We start from the raw sequence: 19,609 nt of genomic DNA, 5'->3' as shown, positions 1-19,609 counted from the left end.
CGGCAGGTTGCCCTGCCAGACCAACGCCAGACCAAACAGTCACGCCGACTTGAGCATCTCCCGCACGACGTAGTGCAGGATACCGCCGTGGCGGTAATAAACCGCTTCGTTGGCGGTGTCGATCCGGGACAGTAGTTCACAGGTCTCGGTCTTGCCGTCCGGATAGGTCACCGTCATTTCGAGTGTCTGACCCGGCTTGATGTCACCGGACAGGCCCTTGATGCTGATGGTTTCCTCGCCCGTCAGCTTCAGGCTCTTGCGGTCGACCCCGTCCTTGAACTGCAGCGGCATCACGCCCATACCGATCAGGTTGGAGCGGTGGATACGCTCGTAGGACTCGGCAACCACGGCCTTCACGCCCAGCAAGCGGGTACCTTTCGCAGCCCAGTCACGGCTGGAGCCGGTGCCGTATTCCTTGCCGGCAATAACCACCAGGGGGGTGTCCTCTTCCTGATACTTCATGGCCGCATCGTAGATCGGCATCTGCTCGCCAGTGGGGATGTGTTTGGTGAATCCACCCTCAACGCCGTCCAGCATCTCGTTCCGGATGCGCACGTTGGCGAAGGTGCCACGCATCATCACCTCGTGATTGCCCCGGCGCGAACCATAAGAGTTGAAATCCTTCGGCTCCACACCCCGCTCCTGCAGGTATTTACCCGCCGGGCTGTCGGCTTTGAACGACCCGGCCGGCGAAATATGGTCGGTGGTGACGGAGTCACCCAACAGCGCCAGAATGTTCGCGTCCTTGATATCATCGATGGCGTCCGGCTCTTCCTTCAGGCCCTGGAAGAACGGCGGGTGCTGGATGTAGGTGGACTTGTCGGACCACTCGTACACCTTGCTCTCGGGGACCTTGATCGCCTTCCAGGTGGCATCGCCGTCGAAGACTTCCGCATACTCCTTATGGAACATGTCGGTTTTCACCTTCTCGACCGCTTCGGCGATTTCCTGCTGGCTCGGCCACAGGTCCTTCAGGTACACAGGCTTCCCGTTTTTGTCTTCGCCCAGAGGATCCTTGGAAAGGTCCAGGCGCACGTTGCCCGCCAAGGCATAGGCCACTACCAGCGGTGGTGAGGCCAACCAGTTGGTTTTCACCAGTGGGTGCACCCGACCCTCGAAGTTACGGTTACCGGAGAGCACCGAGGCCACGGTAAGATCACCATCGGCAATGGCCTTCTCAACGGCATCCGGCAACGGGCCGGAGTTACCGATACAGGTGGTGCAACCATAACCCACCAGGTTGAAACCAAGCTTGTTGAGGTCGTCCTGGAAACCACCCACCTTCAGGTAATCGGTCACCACCTTAGAGCCCGGTGCCAGGGAGGTTTTCACCCAGGGTTTGGTATCCAGCCCCCTTGCGACCGCTTTCTGGGCAATCAGGCCCGCAGCCATCATCACGCTCGGGTTGGACGTATTGGTGCAGGAGGTGATTGCTGCGATGACCACCGCGCCGGGGTCCAGCCGTGTCTTTTCACCGTTCATTTCCAGCGGCTGACTGGCGGCGTGTTCGTAGCTGTCCTGGACACCAACGGCGGTCTGCCCGCCTTCCGATTCCAGTTTGCCTTCGCGGGACTCTGACGGGCCTTCGGCGGTTTCCATCAGCAGTTCAAACGAGGCCTTCATGTTCTTCAGGGCAACCCGGTCCTGCGGGCGCTTGGGGCCGGCGAGGCTGGCCTCGACGTCACCCATATCAAGCTCCAGGGTGTCGGTGTACACCGGCTCCTGGCCGGGCTGGCGCCAGAGGCCCTGGGCCTTCGCATAGGCCTCCACCAGCTCAAGCTGGTCGTCTTCGCGGCCGGTTAGCTGCATGTATTTGATGGTTTGCTCGTCCACCGGGAAGAAACCACAGGTAGCCCCGTATTCCGGCGCCATGTTGGCAATGGTGGCACGGTCCGCGACGGGCATGTCTTTCAGGCCGTCACCGTAGAATTCCACGAACTTACCCACGACACCTTTCTTGCGCAGCATTTCGGTGACGGTCAGTACCAGATCCGTTGCGGTAATGCCTTCGCGCAGCTTGCCGGTAATCTTGAAGCCGACCACTTCCGGAATCAGCATGGACACAGGCTGGCCCAGCATGGCCGCTTCCGCTTCGATACCACCCACACCCCAGCCGAGGATGCCAAGGCCGTTGATCATGGTGGTGTGTGAGTCTGTTCCCACCAGGGTGTCCGGGTAGGCGATGGTTTTTCCGTCCTGGTCCTTGCTCCACACGGTCTTACCCAGATACTCCAGGTTCACCTGGTGACAGATACCGGTCCCAGGCGGCACCACGCGGAAATTGTCGAACGCCTGCTGGCCCCAACGCAGGAATTCATAGCGTTCCTGATTGCGTTCCATCTCGATGGTAACGTTGTCCTTGAAGGCTGATGGGTCACCGTACTTGTCCACCATCACCGAGTGGTCGATCACCAGATCCACCGGCGACAGCGGATTGATCATTGCCGGGTCCTTGCCGGCTGACTTGACCGCTTCCCGCATGGCCGCCAGATCCACCACACCGGGCACACCGGTGAAGTCCTGCATCAGTACACGGGCGGGACGAAACTGGATTTCGGTATCGGATTTCCGGTCTTTCATCCACTGAATCATCGCATCGATATGGCCCCGGTCCACGGTGGCGTCATCTTCGTTGCGCAGCAGATTTTCCAGCAACACCTTCAGGGAAAACGGCAACTTGTCGATGTTGCCAAGGGTGTCGGCAGCCTTGGGCAGGCTGTAATAGTGATAGGTCTTGCCGCCAGCCTCCAGGCTGGAAAGGGTATTGAGACTGTCTTTACTCAGGCTTTGTTTCGACATGAGGTGCCTCCTTTTGATGATCCGAAGATTTCGGAAGGCTTAGCAGTAGCCTTTGCATCAGCGTACTGACCGCGGATGGCAATAGACTGATGCAAAGACCCTGATTTTGAAAGTCTCCTATAACTATTGCACCGATTGACCAGACTTCAACTGCGGTTCCGTGAATGTTCAGTATTGCGGCGGTGAATACCCCTACCCTCCTCAGGCCTGTCGATCCCCATAAAGCTGGGCATAGAGCCCCTGGCGGGCGATCAGCTCATCATGATGCCCTTCCTCGGTGATGAAGCCGTCCTCGAAAACGTAAACACGGTCGGCCTGTTTCACGGCACTCAGACGATGGGCAATGATCAGGGTGGTGCGTTGACGCAGAAAAGCCTCTAGATCCTGATGCAGCTGAAACTCGGTTTCGGCGTCCAGGGCGGAGGTGGCCTCATCCAGGATCACCACGGAGGGATCCGACAACACCATACGGGCAATGGCCAGCCGCTGGCGCTGGCCACCGGACAAACGCACCCCCTGGCGGCCAATCATGGTATCCAGTTGCTGAGGCATGTCCGCCACGGTCCCGTCCAGTTGCGCGATGGCCAGGGCCTGCCACAGTTCGGCGTCGGTCTTGTCCCGGCCCAGGGTGAGGTTCTGTCGCACGGTGTCGTTGAACAGGGCCGGGTGCTGCAGCACGGTGGCCACGTTCTCCCGCAGACAGGGGAGCCCGATGCGCTGGACCGGCACACCACCCAGCAGCACCTGCCCCTGCTGCGGTGTGTACATACCCAGAATGACCTGCACAAGAGTGGATTTTCCGCCGCCACTGGCGCCCACAACCGCGACTTTCTCCCCCGGTTCAAGATGGAGGTCAATGCCCTTGAGCACGGATTCCTCACCGTAGCTGAAGTGGATGTCCTTCAGAGTCAGGCCAACGGTGTGACGATCCCTGAAGGGGTTTTCCAGCGCCGGGTAACGGGGCTCCTCCTCCAGCTCCAGCAAGCGGTTGATTCGCCCCAACGCCGCATTGGCGGCGAACCAGGCGTACTGCATATTCAGCATTTCCTGTACCGGCGTGAGCATAAACCACAGGTAGCCAAAGATGGCGAACATCATGCCGATGCTCAGGTCGCTGAACAGGACCGTCACCATCGCCGCCGCGCGGAAGGTGTCGACACCAAACTGGAACAGCGCAAAGCTGGCGCGGGTGGCGGCGTCGCTGCGCCATTCAAATTGTATGGCGTGGTCGCGAACCGTGCGGGCGCGGCTGATCAGCTGGCGCAGGTAGTGCTGTTCCCGGTTGGCCGCCCTGAGCTGGTGGATCGCGTCCAGGGTTTCCGTCAGGTCGCCCTGAAAATCCTCGTAGGCGCTATTCTCCTGGCGTTTGAGTTCCTTGACCCGTTTGCCAATGAGCATGGTGGCGAAGATCACCAGAGGATTGAACAGCAGGATCAGCAGCCCAAGTTGCCAGTGAACCCACATCAGCACGATGGCGGTTCCGGTGACGGTCAGGCTCGCCACCAGGAAACGGCTGATGGTGGTACCCAGGAACTGATCGATGGTGTCCAGGTCGGTGATGAAATGACTGGTGATGCCGCCCGAGCCACGGGTTTCGTACTCCGACATGGCCACCCGCTGCAGCCGGCCCAGCAGTCGGGAACGGATACGGAACACCACATCCTTGGAAATCTTGGAGAACTCACGGGACTGAAGCACGTTGAAGGTGAGCGACAACGACCTTAGCAGAAACGCTGCTACCACCATCAGGCCGATGTAAACCACCGGCAGGTGCCATGTTTCGGGTAGCATCGTCTGCATTACGGGCAGCACCGGGCCGGCCTCATCAAGCAGCACTTCGTCCACCAGTACCGGCAACAGCAGGGGAATAGGCACGCTGACCACCGTGGCCAGTATGGCGAGCATGTTCGCTCTCACCAGCCGCGGCTTGTGTTTGAGGGCAAGGGACAGAATACCCCGCCAGGTGTACCGGTTGTCGTTGCGACCCCTGCTGTCCGGCCCGACTGCGTTCAGATCCGCCGCCTGCTCCAAGAAACCTCCGTTAATGCGATGCCACCCACACTGGTACGCTGCAAATTCGGTGACAGTCTACCCGACCTTCTGCCATCATTGCCCCTCAAACCCTCGATGTACCAGAACCGGGCCCATTGTGAAACACGACTGCCATTACCACCCCGGCGAACCCGCAAAATGGCATTGCGGTGACTGCCAGATACACTACTGCACCCGTTGCATGCCGGATGCGGACACCCGAAAACAACACGCCTTGTGCCCCCACTGCAGCCGTGCCATGCGCTATCTCGGTGCCGCCACGGAGGCCGTGCCATTCTGGAACCGGATCGGTGCTTTCTTCCGCTACCCGTTCCACACCGATCCGCTGATGGTTATTGCCATTTGTACGCTGGTGCCCTTGGTCGTCAGCGGCAATCTCATCGGCCTGATCATCACGCTGGTGCTGGCCCTGGCACTGCTGAAGTATACCTATGCCGTTATCAGCCACACCGCCGAGGGTCATATGAAACCGCCTCCGGTAGCAGTGGCATTTACCGGCAGCGGGTTTGACATTGTGATCCTGCAGCTACTGGTGTTTGCGCTTATGGGCGGCATGGTAGCGGCCGCTGCCATGGTTGGCGGGCCGCTGTTGATGTTCCTGGCCGTGGCCTTCGTGATACTGGCCCTGCCCGCCAGCATCATGGTGCTGGCCATGGAGCGCTCGGTCATGGCCGCGGTGAACCCCATGAACCTGGCGGTGCTGATCTCGCGCATCGGCACGCCCTATTTCCTGCTGTATGGCTACCTGATCCTGCTGACCCTGGCGTCCGGGGCAGCCCAGGATTTCGCCCTCACCCACTTCGCTCCGGGTGTTGCCCGTACACTGGCGGGTTTTCTCAACAGCACCTTTACGCTGATCCTGTTCCACATGCTGGGTTACCTGCTGTTCCAGTACCAGGAGGAGCTGGGCTTTGCCAGCGATCTGCAGGATGACGAAAACGCCGGCGAAATGCAGAACCGCGACCGCACCCATCGGTTTGACGCCGACATTGACATGAATCTGAAGGACGGCAACTACGACCGGGTCCAGTCGATGCTCAAGGAAGCCCTGAAACGGGATTCCCAGAACGCCTTTCGGTTAGGGCAGTTGCATCAGCTGCTGACCGCCCGTAATGATATTCCGGAGCTGTATCGGTATCACCCCCGATTGCTGAACATGCTGGCGGAACGGAACGACGGCGAAGGTATAGCGGCGTTGTTGGCGGCTATAGAAACTGTGGAGCCAGGGTTCCGGCTGGAGGACCCCGAGCTGTCAGTGCGCTGCGCCCGTTGCCTGTATCAGCGCGGGCATTTCAAACCGGCGCTGAAGTTACTGCAGGACTTCCACAAGCGTTTCCCGGACAGCGAGGAACTGGCACCGGCCTATCTGCTGGTCGCTCAGGCGCTGGCGAACGGTCTGGGGCAGTGGGAAAAAGCGTCGGCGTTCCTGAATTTCGTCAAGAAACGCTGTCTGAACCATCCTTTGCACGAGCAGGTAGATGTGTACCTGCAGCAGGTTGAGAACCGGGAGCCATTGAAAGGCCCGAAGGCTTCTTTCGCAGTTCAGGAGTAAGGGAGTCAGGCTGATTGTTGGGGAGGCTTTTCCAAAACCGTGCGTAGCCATGGATGGCGGAGCCGAGCGTACATGGATGTATTCACAGCGTGTTTTGGAAAAGTCTCCCCAACAATCGGCCGTCCAACCGTGAGCTAGCCTTCTTGTAACAACTGCCTGTAGTGGCGAGCCTTGGGCGTCATCTCGCGCTTTTCGAACTCCTCGGCCAGCAAGCGGCAGGCTTCGCTGGCCAGGAGCTGATCACCGGCACTGCGCAGGCGTTCGAAGGCTTTCTCCGCGGCTTTCAGGTCGTCATTGCGAAGGCAGGTGAACAACACCCGGTTATGGTCCTCTGCGTCGAGCGGGGCATGGCCTTCGCCTTTGCCCAGGTATTCCTGCCAGATTTCGACCATCCGCTCGGGCTGGCGCCGGCTAAGGGACTCGTTCATCAATTCCTGAGTCCGCTCGCGGTATTGCGGCAGGTCCGGGCGCAGTTTCGCCAGCTGATATAAGTGCTCCAACAGGATAGTGCGGTCCGGGTAGTGCTCTCTCAGCGCCTCGAACTGGCGCCGGGCCAGGTCGAAATCCATGCGGCCGAGGCTGGCCATGGCCTGACTGTAGCCGGTGGTGAAACGCTCGTCCTGCTCATCTTCCTCTGGTTCGAAAAACTCTTCCTTCACCTGCAACCAGCTCTTGCCCAGCAGCCAGACCATACCCGCGCCGGCCACCAGGCCACCCGCGTGGGCCATGTAGGCAATGCCCGTGGCTCCGGCGAACCAGTAATCGTAGATTTCCTTGCCCAACCACACGGGCAGGATCGCCAACGCCGGGGCGCGAAAATAATTGAAGTACACACCAACGAAATAGAAGAAGCGGATTCTCTGCAACCCGTAGATGGCCACGTACATGCCCATGAGCCCGGAGATAGACCCGGATGCACCCACCAGGGGTATGTGACTGCCCATGGAAAACGCGGTGAACACCACACCCGACAGAGCGCCACACAACAGGTATGCCAGCAGGAAACGCCCTGCCCCCAGGGCCTTCTCGACGGTAAACCCCAACAGGAACAGGAACACCAGGTTGCCAATAATATGGCCCCAGCCGCCGTGGAGGAATTGGTAGGTAATCAGCGTGTAGAGGGAAAATTCTGCTGGCACCAGCCCCAACTGATTGGCGCTGAGCCTGTCCATCAGTTGGGTCTGAATGTCCCCCCGCTGCTCCAGCCACAGGCGGCGCTCGGCCGGCGCCCAGAGCCTGTCCCGGTTCTGCAGCATGTACTGGTAAAACTCACGGTCCGCCAGCAGGCTGTAGGCAACCCACAAGTCCCCGCCCTCTTCTTGCAGTTGCTGGAAGTTCTGCAGGTCGTAGACCCGATTCTGATTGTCTTCAAACTCAATCTGGCGCTCGAGGTAGTCCTCGTATACCGGGGCTTCCAAAGACTTCAGGTCCGATTCCAGATACTGCTCAACCGCTTCTTCAATCAGCCGGTTGTCGTCGCCCTGGTAAAAGAAGAATACCAGCAGGCAAGTCGTGATCAGCCCGAGGGTAACCCAGGGTGGGCGCTTCCAGTTCACGGTGTTTTCGGCGGGGATAATCAGCATGGGCCGTCACAATTCATCATAATTTGTCTCTTGAGAGGTGCTTTTTACCACAGCATGGCCAGTTTTTCGCGTTGTAATGAATCCTGAAGCGGTTTAGCCGGCCACGGGCAAAACAAACTGTGCGCGGCACCACAAACAGGCTACTCTGCGGTTGTCACACGATGGTCATACAAATGACATTCAATCAGGGCAGCCGCAAAGGGGCGAATCGCACGATGCTCGAAACGAGCACGGAGTATGGGTTTCGACCAATCGCCAATTGCCGTTGTCCCGGCCACAGCCAATAGTTGCCGGGACAACAAGAAAAACAGGACGTGCAACCAAGGAAACTGCCATGACTGTACTCATACTGGACAATCCGGATCTACTTGCCAGAGCGGCCATCGAATCAGGCCTGCCGATGCCCTCACTGGCATCGGACAGCACACCCCGCAAACCACACCGGCTGCGGTTCCACTACGGTTTCAACAAGCATCGACTGGATGAGCAGGACCTGACCATCCTGCGCCAGCACGCGCTCTACCTGCGACACAACCCGGGCGCTACGGTGCGAATCCATGGCCATGCCGATAATTTCGGCGTTAGTGAATACAACCATTTCCTGTCCCGCCTGCGGGCCAGCAGCGCGGCGAAAGTACTGATTCGCGAGGGCGTCAGGGAAAGCCAGATTCTGGTGAGCGGCTGGGGCAGCGATCGCCCGCTGGCGCGGCCGGAAGACCACGCCGCCAACCGCCGGCTGGAACTGGAATACGTCACCATGGAAATGGCGCGGGCGCTCTAGGAGCCCGGCCTTGCAAATAGAAGATCCGGGGGCTGCGTCGCCCCCGCAGGAGACTCAGCCGTAAACCTGGAACACGTTCCAGAGTAGCAACACGGCAATGGCGAGGATGCCAATCCAGGTCAACAGAATGCCTGCCATACGGGCAATATGGGGGCCGCCCCGGCCATTGATCATGCCGAAGGCATGCAACACACGCCCCACCACAAAGGCCATTCCGGTCCAGTACACCAGCCCGCTGGGAACACCGTTCAACTCGGCAATCGCAAGCATCACCAGCCCCAAGGGGGCGTATTCCACCAGGTTCGCCTGGGCGCGGACAGCCGCCTGGAAGTCCCGGTCGTCGGTGACACCCAGGCTCTTTTTATATTTCAGGCGGAAACGGGAAACCATTCCCGACAACACCAGCAGCAACAGCCCGAGAACGGCTGCGAAAACGGCAGAGACAGGTACGATCATGATCAGGCCTTCTTGATCGCGCTGACAACCGCCAGCAGCAACACGGCACCCACTGTGGCGGTAACCAGTTCACCAATGGCGCCCTGCGCAGCCAGGCCCAGCAGGCGGAAAACGAAACCGCCCAGAACGGACCCGACAATACCGATACCGATGTTAGCCAGTACGCCGAAGCCTCGGCCCTTCATGATCAGGCCGGCCAGCCAACCGGCCACACCACCAATAATCAGGAACAGAATCAGATTCATTGCATGCATCTCCGAGCAGCGAAACAGTCCCCGAAAGACTGCCCTGTTTTACCCGGCGCTTCAAGCACTTCCGCAGGGAGGCGGGCAGTTTCGTGGGACACGTTCAGGCGGTAGGTTCGAGGTCCGCGATGGCCGCTTCCATTTGCTGGCGGCACTGGGCCATCAACTGGGGAATATCCGCAACCGTGAGTCCTGCGGTTTCAACCGGCGGAAGCACCCGGATAGCCACCGGTTCGCGGCGGCCGGACCACCCCAGGGTACGATCATAGTACTGGCTGGCGCAGACCATGGTGATGGGCGCACCGGAGGCAATGGCGGCGTGAAAAGCCCCTTTCTTGAATGATTGCAGGCCCCGGCCGCGGCTGCGGGTACCCTCTGGAAAGACCCAGAGGCTCTTGCGGTCACGGCTGATCGCTTCGCTGGTCGCCTGCATCACCGCAACAGCCTTGTGGGAGCGTCCCCGGTTGAGGATGACATTGCCTCCGAGCCAGAACACCTGGCCAAAAAACGGGATCCATATCAGCGACGACTTGCCTACCGTGACGGTGCGGGGCGGCAGCAAATCCCCCATCACGAACAGGTCATCGTTGTGCTGGTGATTGGCAATAACGACCGTGGGCCGGTCCTGCGGCATGTTGTCGGCCCCTTCCAGAGGGCGCTCCATGCCCAGGAGCAAACGACCGACGCGGGCAATCGTTCGTGCCAGCAAGCGGTTGTTGTCCGGATTGAATGGCCGGGCGACATACAGAACCAGTGCAAACAGACAGATGACCGGCACCATCAGCCAGGCCAGCAGTTTTCTTGGCATTCCCATTAACGACAACCCTGATGCAATTTTTGGCGCACAAGTGTACGCCAAAATCAGGTTCCGGCAACAGCCTCCCGGGCCAGGGCGTTATCGGCTTTATTGGCCGTCACCAGGGGCTCGGCTGTGGCCTCCACCACATAGCGTAGCGGACCGTTGTTCTCAAGGCCATCGAAGGGATAACAGGTCACCAGCAACAGCGAATCCCTGGGCAGTTGTGCGGTATTGATTTGCTCGTGCCGGCTATCGACAACGCGAATACGGTCCACCCGGAATGAACGCCAGTCGCCATCGCGATCCTGCAACTTTACCCGGCTGCCGGTTTCCAGATGCTGTAGCCCCCGGAAATGCGTATCGCGGTGGCCCGCAATTACTACCGGGCCCGCCCGGCCGTCGTTGCCCACCACCTGCCCCGGCCCAAAGGCCAGGCTTTCACCGTGCGCGCCGTCCAGCACGATCAGTGACTGGCCGGTTTCAGGCACCATCAGGCGGGCCACTGGCCAGGTGTCTGCCCAGGGCCAGGGCCGGGTTTCCTGCTGCCGCGCCTGGCTTTCAGCCCAGGCCAGCTCCAGAAGCTCCTGCGCCACCAGGGCCTTGAACGGAATCCACAGGCCGACCGCCAGGACAGTCGCGAACGTCGTCGCCAACAGGAGAATCAATCGGTTCATGGGTATACCCTCCGCTTCAGGAGCGTGATCGCGGCCGAGAACATCAGCCCAATCAGGCCAATGGCGATCAGCAGTGGAGACATGGTTGCGGTCTGGGGGTATCGCAACATCGTGCCCTGGCTCCCGGCGGGCAGCAGTGTGGGCACGCTGTCGGTTTCCAGCGCCTCCTGAGACGGTCTGGACGGGGTTTTGTCCTGGGCCAGGAAGCTGGTGTACTTTGTCATCAACTGATGTTCCAGCCCCAAACGGATCACATGCTGGCGCGCGTCATCATCAATCTGGCCGGTCAGCCCACTGTCCATCAGGCTATCGATTTTCTGTTTTGCCCAATGACGATGCAGGCCCTTGCCGTTGGCGGCCTGTTCGAGGTTCAACGACTGTTGCCATTGACTGCCATCCGGAAGACGCCCGGAAACGTCGAGTGCGCCTTCAGCCGGCAGGCCGCGCACAACCTGCACCATGGGCTCCCCCCTGAACAGATCGCCAATTCGGTCAGGGAAGGCTTCGGTTGCAGCGGCCTGGCCCGGCCAACTCACTGCGATATCGGTCAACACCGGCGCCTCCATCTTACCGAACAGCTCGTCCAGCGGGCGGGCCACGTCCGACAGGTCACTGATGGCGGTGTAGGTACCGCGGCCATAGCGTGCAGCTTCACGCATGAAGTGCATGTTGGGGGCAGAACCGATGCCTACGGTGAACAGCCGACTGCTGCCCAGCCCATCACGAATTTTCCCGAAGAGCGCGCTTTCATTACCGACAGCTCCATCGGTAATAAACACCACCTGCCTGACCCTGGCGCGGGACTCCTCGCCACCATCACCGGTCATCTCAAGCGCGGCATCCAGAGCCGAGGCCATCTCGGTGCCACCATCGGCGTTCAGCCCTTTCACGTAACGACGTGCCCGGGCAAGGTTGTTGCCACTGGCGGGAACCGCCTCCATAAACAGTGAGTGGGTCTGACTGTTGAACTGGATAACGTTGAAACGATCATCGGCATCGAGTGTCTCCAGCCCCCGCAACAACGCCTGCCGGGCCTGACGGATGGACTCGCCAGCCATGGAACCAGAGGTGTCGATCACGAACACCAGCTCCCTTGGCAGGCGCTGTTTTCCATTGACGCCGGGCACCACTAACGCCAGCAGGTAGTCCTCACCCTGCCACTGCTCCTGGAAAACGGCGGCTGCGGGCTCCATACCCCGGGCAGGCGCCCAGCGCACGATAAGATCACGGTCCATAAGCACAGCCCGGGATTCCGGCGCCACATCCACGGTGTTGCCGTTCCAGGTACTGGTCACTCGATGACTGGGGCTCGACACACGGCTTACCGGCAGGCCTGCGTTGATTTCCAGGGCAATGGTTGCGCGATGGCTATCCGGGCCCACATCGTCGGGCCGCACCGTGAACGGGCTGATCTGGTCGGCATCCGGCACTGCCGTGGTGGGCGTCGCCCAACCACCCGACCACTGCGCCGGCTCGTTGTCCAGTGCCTGGCCAGGCATGTAGCGCGGTGTCAGCGTGGTGGGCAGGCGCAGTTCGAACTCGCCGGACTGGTAACGCACCGCCTGCTGGTAGTTGAGCTCAACCGTGATGGTTTCTCCCGGGGGGATATTCGCCATACGGGTGGTGAACAGGTTGGGCCGTTGCTGGTCTACACGGGCGACCTTACGGCCTTCCTCCTTCGCCTTGGCGTACTGGCGTTTGGCCTCCTGCTTTTCGTGAATCTCGCCGACAATCACCCGCTCGCCAGCGGTCATGGTCATGCCGTATACGTTCGCATTTTCCGGCAACGGGAACACGAACACGCCTTCCCGCCACTGCTGACTGGTATTACGGAAGCTCTGGCGCAAGCGGGTGTCGGCGATAAGACCGCTGACAGTTACGTTGTAGTCTGTGTTCAACAGGGTTGCCGAGCCCAGTCGCTGGCCGGCATCATCGACAAAATGAAACTCACCGGCGCCTTCGCGTCCGGTTTCGGAGGCCTCTGCGTACACCGGGTGTACAAACAGGAAAAGCAGCACTGCCAGCCACAGGGAAATGCCCTCCAGCCAGCGTCGCAGCCGAGGGGAGATCTTGCTCCCTGTCATACTACCGGCAATCTGCCGCCCGCCATTCGGGGCGGTTGATGAATAGGGTCCCAGGTTGGTCAACAGCATTGTTTCGCTTCCTTGTATCACTGTGGTTGAAAAAGCACGCCTGGTGGCAACTGGCGACTATTTCAGCCCATGGAAGCGGCGATCCGGTGCCACAATCTGGCGATCCGGCGATGAAAAAATGATGAATTGTGGCAAACCCTCTGCTTTACCTTGTTCTGGCCACAGGCCATGGTTAAATAGGAACCCGTACAAACAGGGGAATGGTTGCAGGCTATGAAGCGACACATCGTGCTGATTGAAGATGAACCCGCCATCCGGGAAAACTACCGTGACGCGTTCGAGCGCCGGGGATACCGGGTGTCTGCCTATGGTGACCGCAACAGTGCCTTCCAGGTATTGCGCACCGCCCTGCCGGACCTGGCCATCATCGACGTGGGACTGGGCGATGAACCCGAAGGCGGCTTTACCCTGTGCCAGGACCTGCGCAGCCTGTCCAAAACCCTGCCGATCATTTTCCTGACCGCCCGCGACAGCGACATCGATTCCGTTCACGGCCTGCGGCTGGGTGCCGATGACTATGTCACCAAGGACATGAGCATGGACCACCTGCTGGCCCGGGTTACCGCTCTGCTGCGCAGGGCAGATGCCTGGGCCGAGGCCCTGAAGCAACCGGATGAAGTGGTGCACCGTGGCCGCCTGGCATTAAACGTGGACCGCATGACGGCAGAATGGAATGACCAGCCCATCGACCTGACCGTCACCGAATTCTGGATGCTGCATTCCCTGGTTCAGCACCCGGGCCACGTTCGCAGCCGCGACCAACTGATGGAAGCCGCCAGCACGGTACTGGACGACAATACGGTGACCTCACACATCAAACGTATACGCCGCAAGTTCCTGCAGATCGACGACGCCTTCGATGGCATTCACACCGCCTACGGCATGGGTTACCGCTGGAACGCCCATGAGGCCTGAGTTTTGACCCTTAAGCGCCAACTCTTCATTGCCAGCCTGCTGATGCTGCTGATTCCCTGGGCGGGCCTGCAGTTCGTGCTGGAGCTGGACCAGGCCCTGCGTGACCAGGCCGCTCGTCAATTGCAGAGCCAGGCCGGACGCACGGCCGGTTTTGCAGCGGAACAACTTGCCGAGACCCCAACGGTTGCTGCGGGTACCAACGTTATCTACGCCGACCTCCTGTCCCGCAGCCCGAATCTGGATGGCTACGGCGACGACTGGCCCGGATATGATGAGGAAGAATCCCGGCAGCAGTGGCAAGGCACACAACAGGCCATCAACAAAGACAGACCCGAGTTATCCTGGCAGGCAGCCGTCGATCAAACCCATCTCTACCTCCTGATTCGTGTCAGCGGCAGAACCGCTGACTTCTTCAACCCCGGCAAACCCCGCCAACCCCATGACCAGATCCAACTCCAGGTTATCGGTGATAAGCAGACGACGCAGCGCCTGATCCGAACCCAGGCGCCAGGGGCCATCAATGCGATTGACCCGGAGCGCGAAGGGGCAACCGACTATCGCATCAGCGGCTACTGGCAGGCGGTCAGCAACGGCTACCAGGCTGAATTGAGAATGCCGCGTCCGGCACCCTCGTCCCGCCTTGGTTTCCAGGTGACATGGCCTATGGAAAAGCCGGTAGCCACCGGTGATGGGCGCGTCTCTGCTGGCCCCACCTCAGCGCACATCGTCACCCGAATGCCACAACTCGAAAACCGACTTGCGGCCATGATCGCTCCGGGCCAGGGCACCTGGGTTCTGGAGCCTGACGGCTGGGTGATTGCTCGCCAGACACGCGACTCCGAAACCGACGAGGCCGAATTCGACAGCCTCAGCCCACTGCAGATCCTGGAACGCATCAGCCTGAACGGCCTGCGGGCACTGGTGAGCTTCTACCAGCCCGAGCCTTCACAACTGAATGCGCAAACCCATCGCATGGACGCCGGGGAACTGCCATCACAGGGGCTGGTTCGTCACCGGGACGGCGACACCTACATGCTGGTGAAACAATCATTGGGCGATGGCCGGATGCTGGTGCTGGAAGAATCACTGGACCAATTGCTGGCGTTGTCCGGCAGCACCCTTGGTTCGGTCATTTCCCGCAGCGTGTTATTGATCATCGGCCTGATGCTGGTTCTGCTGGGTTACGCCAGTTGGCTGTCCTGGCGCATTACCCGACTGCAGCGGGCGGTCAGCGCCAGCATTGACGACGACGGCCGCGTGTTGGGCACGCTGCCACCCGCAAAAGCGAAGGACGAACTGGGCGACCTGTCACGGCAATTCAGCCAAATGGTGGACCGCCTTCAGGGCTACACAGACTATCTGGAGAGCTTCTCCCGACGCCTGTCCCACGAACTGAAAACCCCCGTGGCGGTGGTACGTTCTTCCCTGGAGAATCTGGGGCAAACCACAGACCCGGCTGATCAGGCCAGTTACATCGAACGAGCCCGCTCCGCCACGGATCGTCTCAGCCAGATACTACAAGGGATGAGCGAGGCAGCCCGGCTGGAGCAAAGCTTTGACCACGCCGAAAAGGAAACCTTTGACCTGGCCGAAGTCGCCTCCCAGACCACCCTCGCCTATCAGGAACTGGACCCCGACCACCGTATTCACTACATCGGACCGGCCAACGGTTGTCTATGCCACGGTTCCCCGGAATTGCTGGTGCAGCTTCTGGACAAGCTGGTGGACAATGCCCGGGATTTCACACCAGAGCAGGGAAACATTGAAATACGGCTGACGCAGAACGCCCGACAACTGGAACTGAGCGTGTTCAATGAAGGTTCCGCTCTGCCGGAGAACCTCGCCAGTGACATTTTCAGCCCCTTCGTGTCCGTGCGAACCGGCCATCAGGAAGGACACCTGGGCCAGGGCCTGTTGATCGTCAGGTTGATTGCCGAGCACCACAACGGCCAGGTGATGGCCAGCGATGATACCGGTGGCGTGCGTTTTACAGTGCTTTTGCCGTCCCGCCCGCGACCAGAGTCGTAAGCCACAAGTCGTCTTTCGGAACGACCCGCGAGCCTTTATTGTTCCGTTGTAGGCCCCTCAATCGTCGTCAAAGGACCAAGCCTTGAACCCGCCGCTCACACAGCTGGATCTGCACCCTCTTCGGGCAGAGCTCTACAACGAGCTCCATTCCCGCCCGTTCCACGTGCTGCCATGCCCGGCACAGGTTACCCACATCGCCCTGATAACCACCCCGGAGCAGCGGGCCGACCAGTTCCGCCACTGGCAGGACCTGCATATCATGCTGGGGCAACCCGAGCCGCGGGAGGACGTCAGCTGCTACGAGGCCACCTTTGGCTCCCTGCGTATCCGGCGTGAAATGCACATGGAGTTTGCCTCCTACACGTTTATTAATCTGGGTATTGGGGACGACCATCAGCCCTTCCAGGATACCGGCATCTCGTCGCTGCCCAAGGGATGGCTCGAGAAGCTCACCGGCACCGTTGTGGCCGCCTTCCATATTGACCTGCAGCAAGCCTCAAACGGCCCGGAAACCGACCTGGCGCAAATCCGCCACTGGTTCGAGGGAGAACGACTGGTGGGCAGCAGCCCCTGGGAAGGGAAGGCCCGGGTGTGGGGCACCTTCAGGCTCCATAGTGATGGGTTTGGGCGCTTCATGGTTCTCAACCGGGACATGTCCGACAGCCAGCTCGGCCGGCTGACCCAACGCCTGATGGAAATCGAAACCTATCGCCTGATGTCATTGCTGTCGCTGCCACTGGCACGGGAGATGACACCCTCGCTGAACGACATGGACCAGCAACTGGCGGTGATAACCCAGTCCCTGGCGGACAACCAGGGCATCGACGAACGTGAGGTATTGGCGGATCTGACCAACATTGCGGCCCGCATCGAAGCCTTCCGCGCCCATGCCACCTTTCGCTTCTCGGCGACACGGGCCTATCACCAGCTGGTGCTGACCCGCCTGGAAGAGCTGCGGGAAGATGAGCTGTCGGGACACCTCACCATCACCGAGTTCATGACCCGGCGGCTGACACCGGCGGTGGAAACCTGCGAATCGGTGAAGGAACGCCTGGAGGACCTGTCGCGCAGAGTGGACCGGGCCTCGGACATGGTGCGTACACGGGTGGAGCTGGCCATCCAGAGCCAGAACCAACAGTTGTTGAGCTCCATGGACCGGCGCTCAAAAATCCAGTTGATGATGCAGCACACAGTGGAAGGGTTTTCCGTGGTGGTCATCAGCTACTACCTGCTGGCACTGCTGAAGCTGGCGCTGGAGTCCGCCGATGACGCCGGATTCGACGTCAACACCTCAATGGTTCTGGGCATTGCCATACCGGTTGTGCTGGGCCTGGTGTTCATCGGCGTGCGGATGATTCACCACCGGTTCATCAGGCTGGCGCGGCGACAGTAACCAGTTGCCTACTGGCCAAAGGCATCCGGGTCGCCGGCAAACTGGCGGTAGAACTGCTGCGCCGTGCGGCCGTTACGGGCACCCCGGCTGGTGGCAAAGCGAATGGCCTCAAGATGCAACGCCTCCCGATCACTCACTTGGGGGAACAGAGCATCGATGGCCTGCAGGTATACATCCTGGGGAAAACCATAGAACGACAACTGCAGCCCAAACCGGTCCGCCAGGGATACCTGCTCCTCGATGGCCTCCGCCGGATGGAGTTCGCCGCCGCGCATCTCGCTTTTCAGGTTATCGTCCATGAATTCCGGCATCAGGTGCCGGCGGTTGGAGGTGGCGTACACCCTGACATTTTCGGGCGGCAGCTCGAGCGAGCCTTCCAGCACACTTTTCAACGCCTTGTAACCAGACTCACCCACTTCAAACGATAGATCATCGCAGAAGATCACGAAGCGCCAGGGCAATTCAGCGATGTCGTCGACGATCTCCGGCAGGTTCACCAGATCGTCCTTGTCCACCTCGATCATCCGCAGCCCCTGCTCCCGATACCGGTTAAGCAGCGCCTTGATCAGCGATGATTTGCCGGTGCCCCGGGCTCCCCAGAGCAGCGTATTGTTCGAGGGTTCACCGGCCAGGAAGCGCTCGGTGTTGCGGGCCAGGGCTGTCTGCTGTCGCTCGATGCCGGTCAGGTCGGCCCAACCCACCGGGTCGAGCCGCCGAATGGCCCGCAGTCCCTGACGGTGGCGGCGCCACACGGCGGCGGGCGTCTCTGCCCAGTTGATGGCGTGATCTGTCGACATAACACCTATTTCCTGTTCCGCGTTTATCACGAATATGAAACACTGGAGCCCTATACCGGACACACCCCAAAAAGGAGACTTTACCGCAAATGGCCGTTAAATCCGTCGCTCTGGTCGCCCACGACAACAAAAAGAGAGAACTGGTGGACTGGGTCGCCGACAACCAGACACGCTTTGCCTCCCTCCGACTCTACGCCTCCGGCACCACTGGCCGGTTGCTCAAGGAAAACCTGGGCCGGGACGACATCCATTGCCTGCTCAGTGGCCCGCTCGGAGGCGACCAGCAAATTGGCGCCAAGATCGCGGAAGGGGAAATTGACCTGCTGGTGTTCTTCTGGGACCCGCTGGAACCCCAGCCACACGACCCGGACATCAAGGCCCTGCTACGCATTGCTGCATTGTGGAACATTCCCGTCGCCTGCAACCGGGCCACCGCAGAGTTCATCCTGACATCCGCCTATATGACGGATGACCAGCACCAACCGCAAAGGCCGGATTTTTCGAGTTACACCGGCCGTTCCGTTAACTGAGAGGCTTTCTGGCCAGGAACACCGTGTTGGTGGACTCCCGATTCTGGAACGGGTTGTAGAACGACACCACCTTCGCATCCACATCCGTGAACAGAGTTCGCAACACGTCCATGAACGGCTCGTCCGGCGGGTCGTTGGACCACATGGCGAAAACGCCGCCAGGGCGCAGGTGAGCCGCCATTCTGCCTAAGCTTTCAGCATTGTAGAAGCTGGCATTGGACTCGTTCAGGAGGGACCTGGGGGAGTGGTCAATGTCCAACAGGATGGCGTCAAACACCCTGCCCGGGGTTTCGGTATCGAAACCGGATTCCGATACCGCCAGATCGAAGAAACTGCCCAACACATAGCGACAACGCGGGTCGGCATTCAACACTTTACCCAACGGAACCTTTTCCTGCTGATGCCAGTGGATGACGGTGTCTAGGGCATCCACGACCAGCAGCTCGCTCACGCGCTCATGTTTGAGGGCCGCTTCCGCGGTGTAGCCCAGCCCCAGGCCGCCGACCACCACCTTCAGCTGTTCGCCCTCGACGGCGTTCAGGCCCAGGTCCGCCAGGGCTACTTCCGCGTCCACAAACATGCTGGACATGAGAAACTCTTCACCCAGCTTCACCTCATAGATATCCCGGTCACCCAGCGCCGGAATGCGACGGCGGCGAAGCGTGATCTCTCCCAATGATGAGGGTTGGCTGTCGATCTGTTCAAACAAAAGGCCCATGGTCGTTCCCATAACGTACTGAGGTGGCGACATCCTACCATCACGCACCAGCAATCGCAGGCCACGAATCACCTCGTCATTGGGCAAATAACCCGCCAACGACTACACTCACAGTTAATCACCACAGAATTGTG

At 60.1% G+C, this 19,609-nt stretch carries 16 protein-coding genes; 6 read left to right on the top strand and 10 right to left on the bottom strand.

Going from position 1 to position 19,609, the window contains the following annotated elements; all coding sequences use genetic code 11:
- Positions 1–39 precede the first annotated feature (39 nt).
- Together acnA and SIC19_RS11815 are read right to left on the bottom strand one after the other, a co-directional pair.
- Positions 40–2,799 (bottom strand): aconitate hydratase AcnA, encoded by a 2,760-nt coding sequence (gene acnA, locus SIC19_RS11820; protein WP_075195626.1) that lies wholly within the window; start codon positions 2,797–2,799, stop codon positions 40–42.
- 201 nt (positions 2,800–3,000) lie between these two features.
- Complete coding sequence (locus SIC19_RS11815) at positions 3,001–4,830, bottom strand: ABC transporter ATP-binding protein (protein ID WP_075195625.1); 1,830 nt, start codon at positions 4,828–4,830, stop codon at positions 3,001–3,003.
- Between the two features lie 118 nt (positions 4,831–4,948).
- On the opposite strand from SIC19_RS11815, the gene SIC19_RS11810 reads away from it, so the two are divergent.
- Entirely contained in the window at positions 4,949–6,403 is a 1,455-nt protein-coding gene (locus SIC19_RS11810) for a hypothetical protein (RefSeq protein WP_036211148.1), read from the top strand.
- Positions 6,404–6,537: 134 nt separating this feature from the next.
- Here the strand turns inward: SIC19_RS11810 and SIC19_RS11805 are convergent, their stop codons facing one another.
- A complete protein-coding gene (locus tag SIC19_RS11805) occupies positions 6,538–7,986 on the bottom strand; it encodes a rhomboid family intramembrane serine protease (RefSeq protein ID WP_075195624.1) in 1,449 nt (482 codons plus the stop codon).
- Positions 7,987–8,320: 334 nt separating this feature from the next.
- Between SIC19_RS11805 and SIC19_RS11800 the strand changes: the two genes are divergently transcribed.
- Positions 8,321–8,767: an OmpA family protein gene (locus SIC19_RS11800; RefSeq protein WP_036211154.1), complete on the top strand. Its 447-nt coding sequence runs from the start codon at positions 8,321–8,323 to the stop codon at positions 8,765–8,767.
- 54 nt (positions 8,768–8,821) lie between these two features.
- Here SIC19_RS11800 and SIC19_RS11795 read toward each other — a convergent pair whose 3' ends face one another.
- The 5 genes from SIC19_RS11795 to SIC19_RS11775 form a co-directional block, all read right to left on the bottom strand.
- Positions 8,822–9,223, bottom strand: coding sequence for an MAPEG family protein (locus SIC19_RS11795; RefSeq protein WP_036211157.1), 402 nt, complete (start codon positions 9,221–9,223; stop codon positions 8,822–8,824).
- A 2-nt stretch (positions 9,224–9,225) separates the two neighbouring features.
- A complete protein-coding gene (locus tag SIC19_RS11790) occupies positions 9,226–9,468 on the bottom strand; it encodes a GlsB/YeaQ/YmgE family stress response membrane protein (protein ID WP_007154902.1) in 243 nt (80 codons plus the stop codon).
- A gap of 103 nt (positions 9,469–9,571) precedes the next feature.
- A complete protein-coding gene (locus tag SIC19_RS11785) occupies positions 9,572–10,282 on the bottom strand; it encodes a lysophospholipid acyltransferase family protein (RefSeq protein ID WP_075195623.1) in 711 nt (236 codons plus the stop codon).
- 47 nt (positions 10,283–10,329) lie between these two features.
- The gene (locus SIC19_RS11780; RefSeq protein ID WP_036211163.1) at positions 10,330–10,941 is read right to left on the bottom strand and encodes a class GN sortase; all 612 of its coding nucleotides are present in this window, start codon (positions 10,939–10,941) and stop codon (positions 10,330–10,332) included.
- Positions 10,938–13,094: a marine proteobacterial sortase target protein gene (locus SIC19_RS11775; protein WP_075195622.1), complete on the bottom strand. Its 2,157-nt coding sequence runs from the start codon at positions 13,092–13,094 to the stop codon at positions 10,938–10,940. Before SIC19_RS11775 ends, SIC19_RS11780 begins: the two co-directional genes overlap by 4 nt.
- A 213-nt stretch (positions 13,095–13,307) precedes the next feature.
- On the opposite strand from SIC19_RS11775, the gene pdsR reads away from it, so the two are divergent.
- The 3 genes from pdsR to SIC19_RS11760 all read left to right on the top strand — a co-directional run bounded on the left by pdsR (position 13,308) and on the right by SIC19_RS11760 (position 17,430).
- Positions 13,308–14,009, top strand: coding sequence for a proteobacterial dedicated sortase system response regulator (gene pdsR / locus SIC19_RS11770; RefSeq protein ID WP_036211169.1), 702 nt, complete (start codon positions 13,308–13,310; stop codon positions 14,007–14,009).
- A gap of 3 nt (positions 14,010–14,012) precedes the next feature.
- Positions 14,013–16,037: an ATP-binding protein gene (locus tag SIC19_RS11765; RefSeq protein ID WP_075195621.1), complete on the top strand. Its 2,025-nt coding sequence runs from the start codon at positions 14,013–14,015 to the stop codon at positions 16,035–16,037.
- Positions 16,038–16,119: 82 nt separating this feature from the next.
- On the top strand, positions 16,120–17,430 hold the full coding sequence (locus tag SIC19_RS11760) for a DUF3422 family protein (RefSeq protein ID WP_075195620.1): 1,311 nt from the start codon (positions 16,120–16,122) through the stop codon (positions 17,428–17,430).
- Positions 17,431–17,438: 8 nt separating this feature from the next.
- Here the strand turns inward: SIC19_RS11760 and SIC19_RS11755 are convergent, their stop codons facing one another.
- On the bottom strand, positions 17,439–18,227 hold the full coding sequence (locus tag SIC19_RS11755; protein WP_075195619.1) for an ATP-binding protein: 789 nt from the start codon (positions 18,225–18,227) through the stop codon (positions 17,439–17,441).
- 89 nt (positions 18,228–18,316) lie between these two features.
- Here SIC19_RS11755 and SIC19_RS11750 point away from each other — a divergent pair, with 89 nt between their 5' ends.
- The gene (locus SIC19_RS11750; RefSeq protein ID WP_007154894.1) at positions 18,317–18,757 is read left to right on the top strand and encodes a methylglyoxal synthase; all 441 of its coding nucleotides are present in this window, start codon (positions 18,317–18,319) and stop codon (positions 18,755–18,757) included.
- Here the strand turns inward: SIC19_RS11750 and SIC19_RS11745 are convergent.
- Positions 18,750–19,574 (bottom strand): spermidine synthase, encoded by an 825-nt coding sequence (locus SIC19_RS11745; protein ID WP_258955228.1) that lies wholly within the window; start codon positions 19,572–19,574, stop codon positions 18,750–18,752. The genes SIC19_RS11750 and SIC19_RS11745 overlap by 8 nt on opposite strands.
- Positions 19,575–19,609: the final 35 nt, after the last annotated feature.

Source organism: Marinobacter sp. MIT930201 (genome assembly GCF_047122665.1).
GTDB lineage: Bacteria > Pseudomonadota > Gammaproteobacteria > Pseudomonadales > Oleiphilaceae > Marinobacter > Marinobacter salarius.
This window is presented reverse-complemented; position numbering and strand designations above follow the sequence as displayed.

Bases quoted from the DNA above. Each gene is read 5' to 3' on its own strand.
- acnA (WP_075195626.1), bottom strand. From the start codon at position 2,799: ATGTCGAAACAAAGCCTGAGTAAAGACAGTCTCAATACCCTTTCCAGC.
- SIC19_RS11805 (WP_075195624.1), bottom strand. From the start codon at position 7,986: ATGCTGATTATCCCCGCCGAAAACACCGTGAACTGGAAGCGCCCACCC.
- SIC19_RS11800 (WP_036211154.1), top strand. From the start codon at position 8,321: ATGACTGTACTCATACTGGACAATCCGGATCTACTTGCCAGAGCGGCC.
- SIC19_RS11795 (WP_036211157.1), bottom strand. From the start codon at position 9,223: ATGATCGTACCTGTCTCTGCCGTTTTCGCAGCCGTTCTCGGGCTGTTG.
- SIC19_RS11790 (WP_007154902.1), bottom strand. From the start codon at position 9,468: ATGAATCTGATTCTGTTCCTGATTATTGGTGGTGTGGCCGGTTGGCTG.
- SIC19_RS11785 (WP_075195623.1), bottom strand. From the start codon at position 10,282: ATGGGAATGCCAAGAAAACTGCTGGCCTGGCTGATGGTGCCGGTCATC.
- SIC19_RS11780 (WP_036211163.1), bottom strand. From the start codon at position 10,941: ATGAACCGATTGATTCTCCTGTTGGCGACGACGTTCGCGACTGTCCTG.
- SIC19_RS11775 (WP_075195622.1), bottom strand. From the start codon at position 13,094: ATGCTGTTGACCAACCTGGGACCCTATTCATCAACCGCCCCGAATGGC.
- pdsR (WP_036211169.1), top strand. From the start codon at position 13,308: ATGAAGCGACACATCGTGCTGATTGAAGATGAACCCGCCATCCGGGAA.
- SIC19_RS11755 (WP_075195619.1), bottom strand. From the start codon at position 18,227: ATGTCGACAGATCACGCCATCAACTGGGCAGAGACGCCCGCCGCCGTG.
- SIC19_RS11750 (WP_007154894.1), top strand. From the start codon at position 18,317: ATGGCCGTTAAATCCGTCGCTCTGGTCGCCCACGACAACAAAAAGAGA.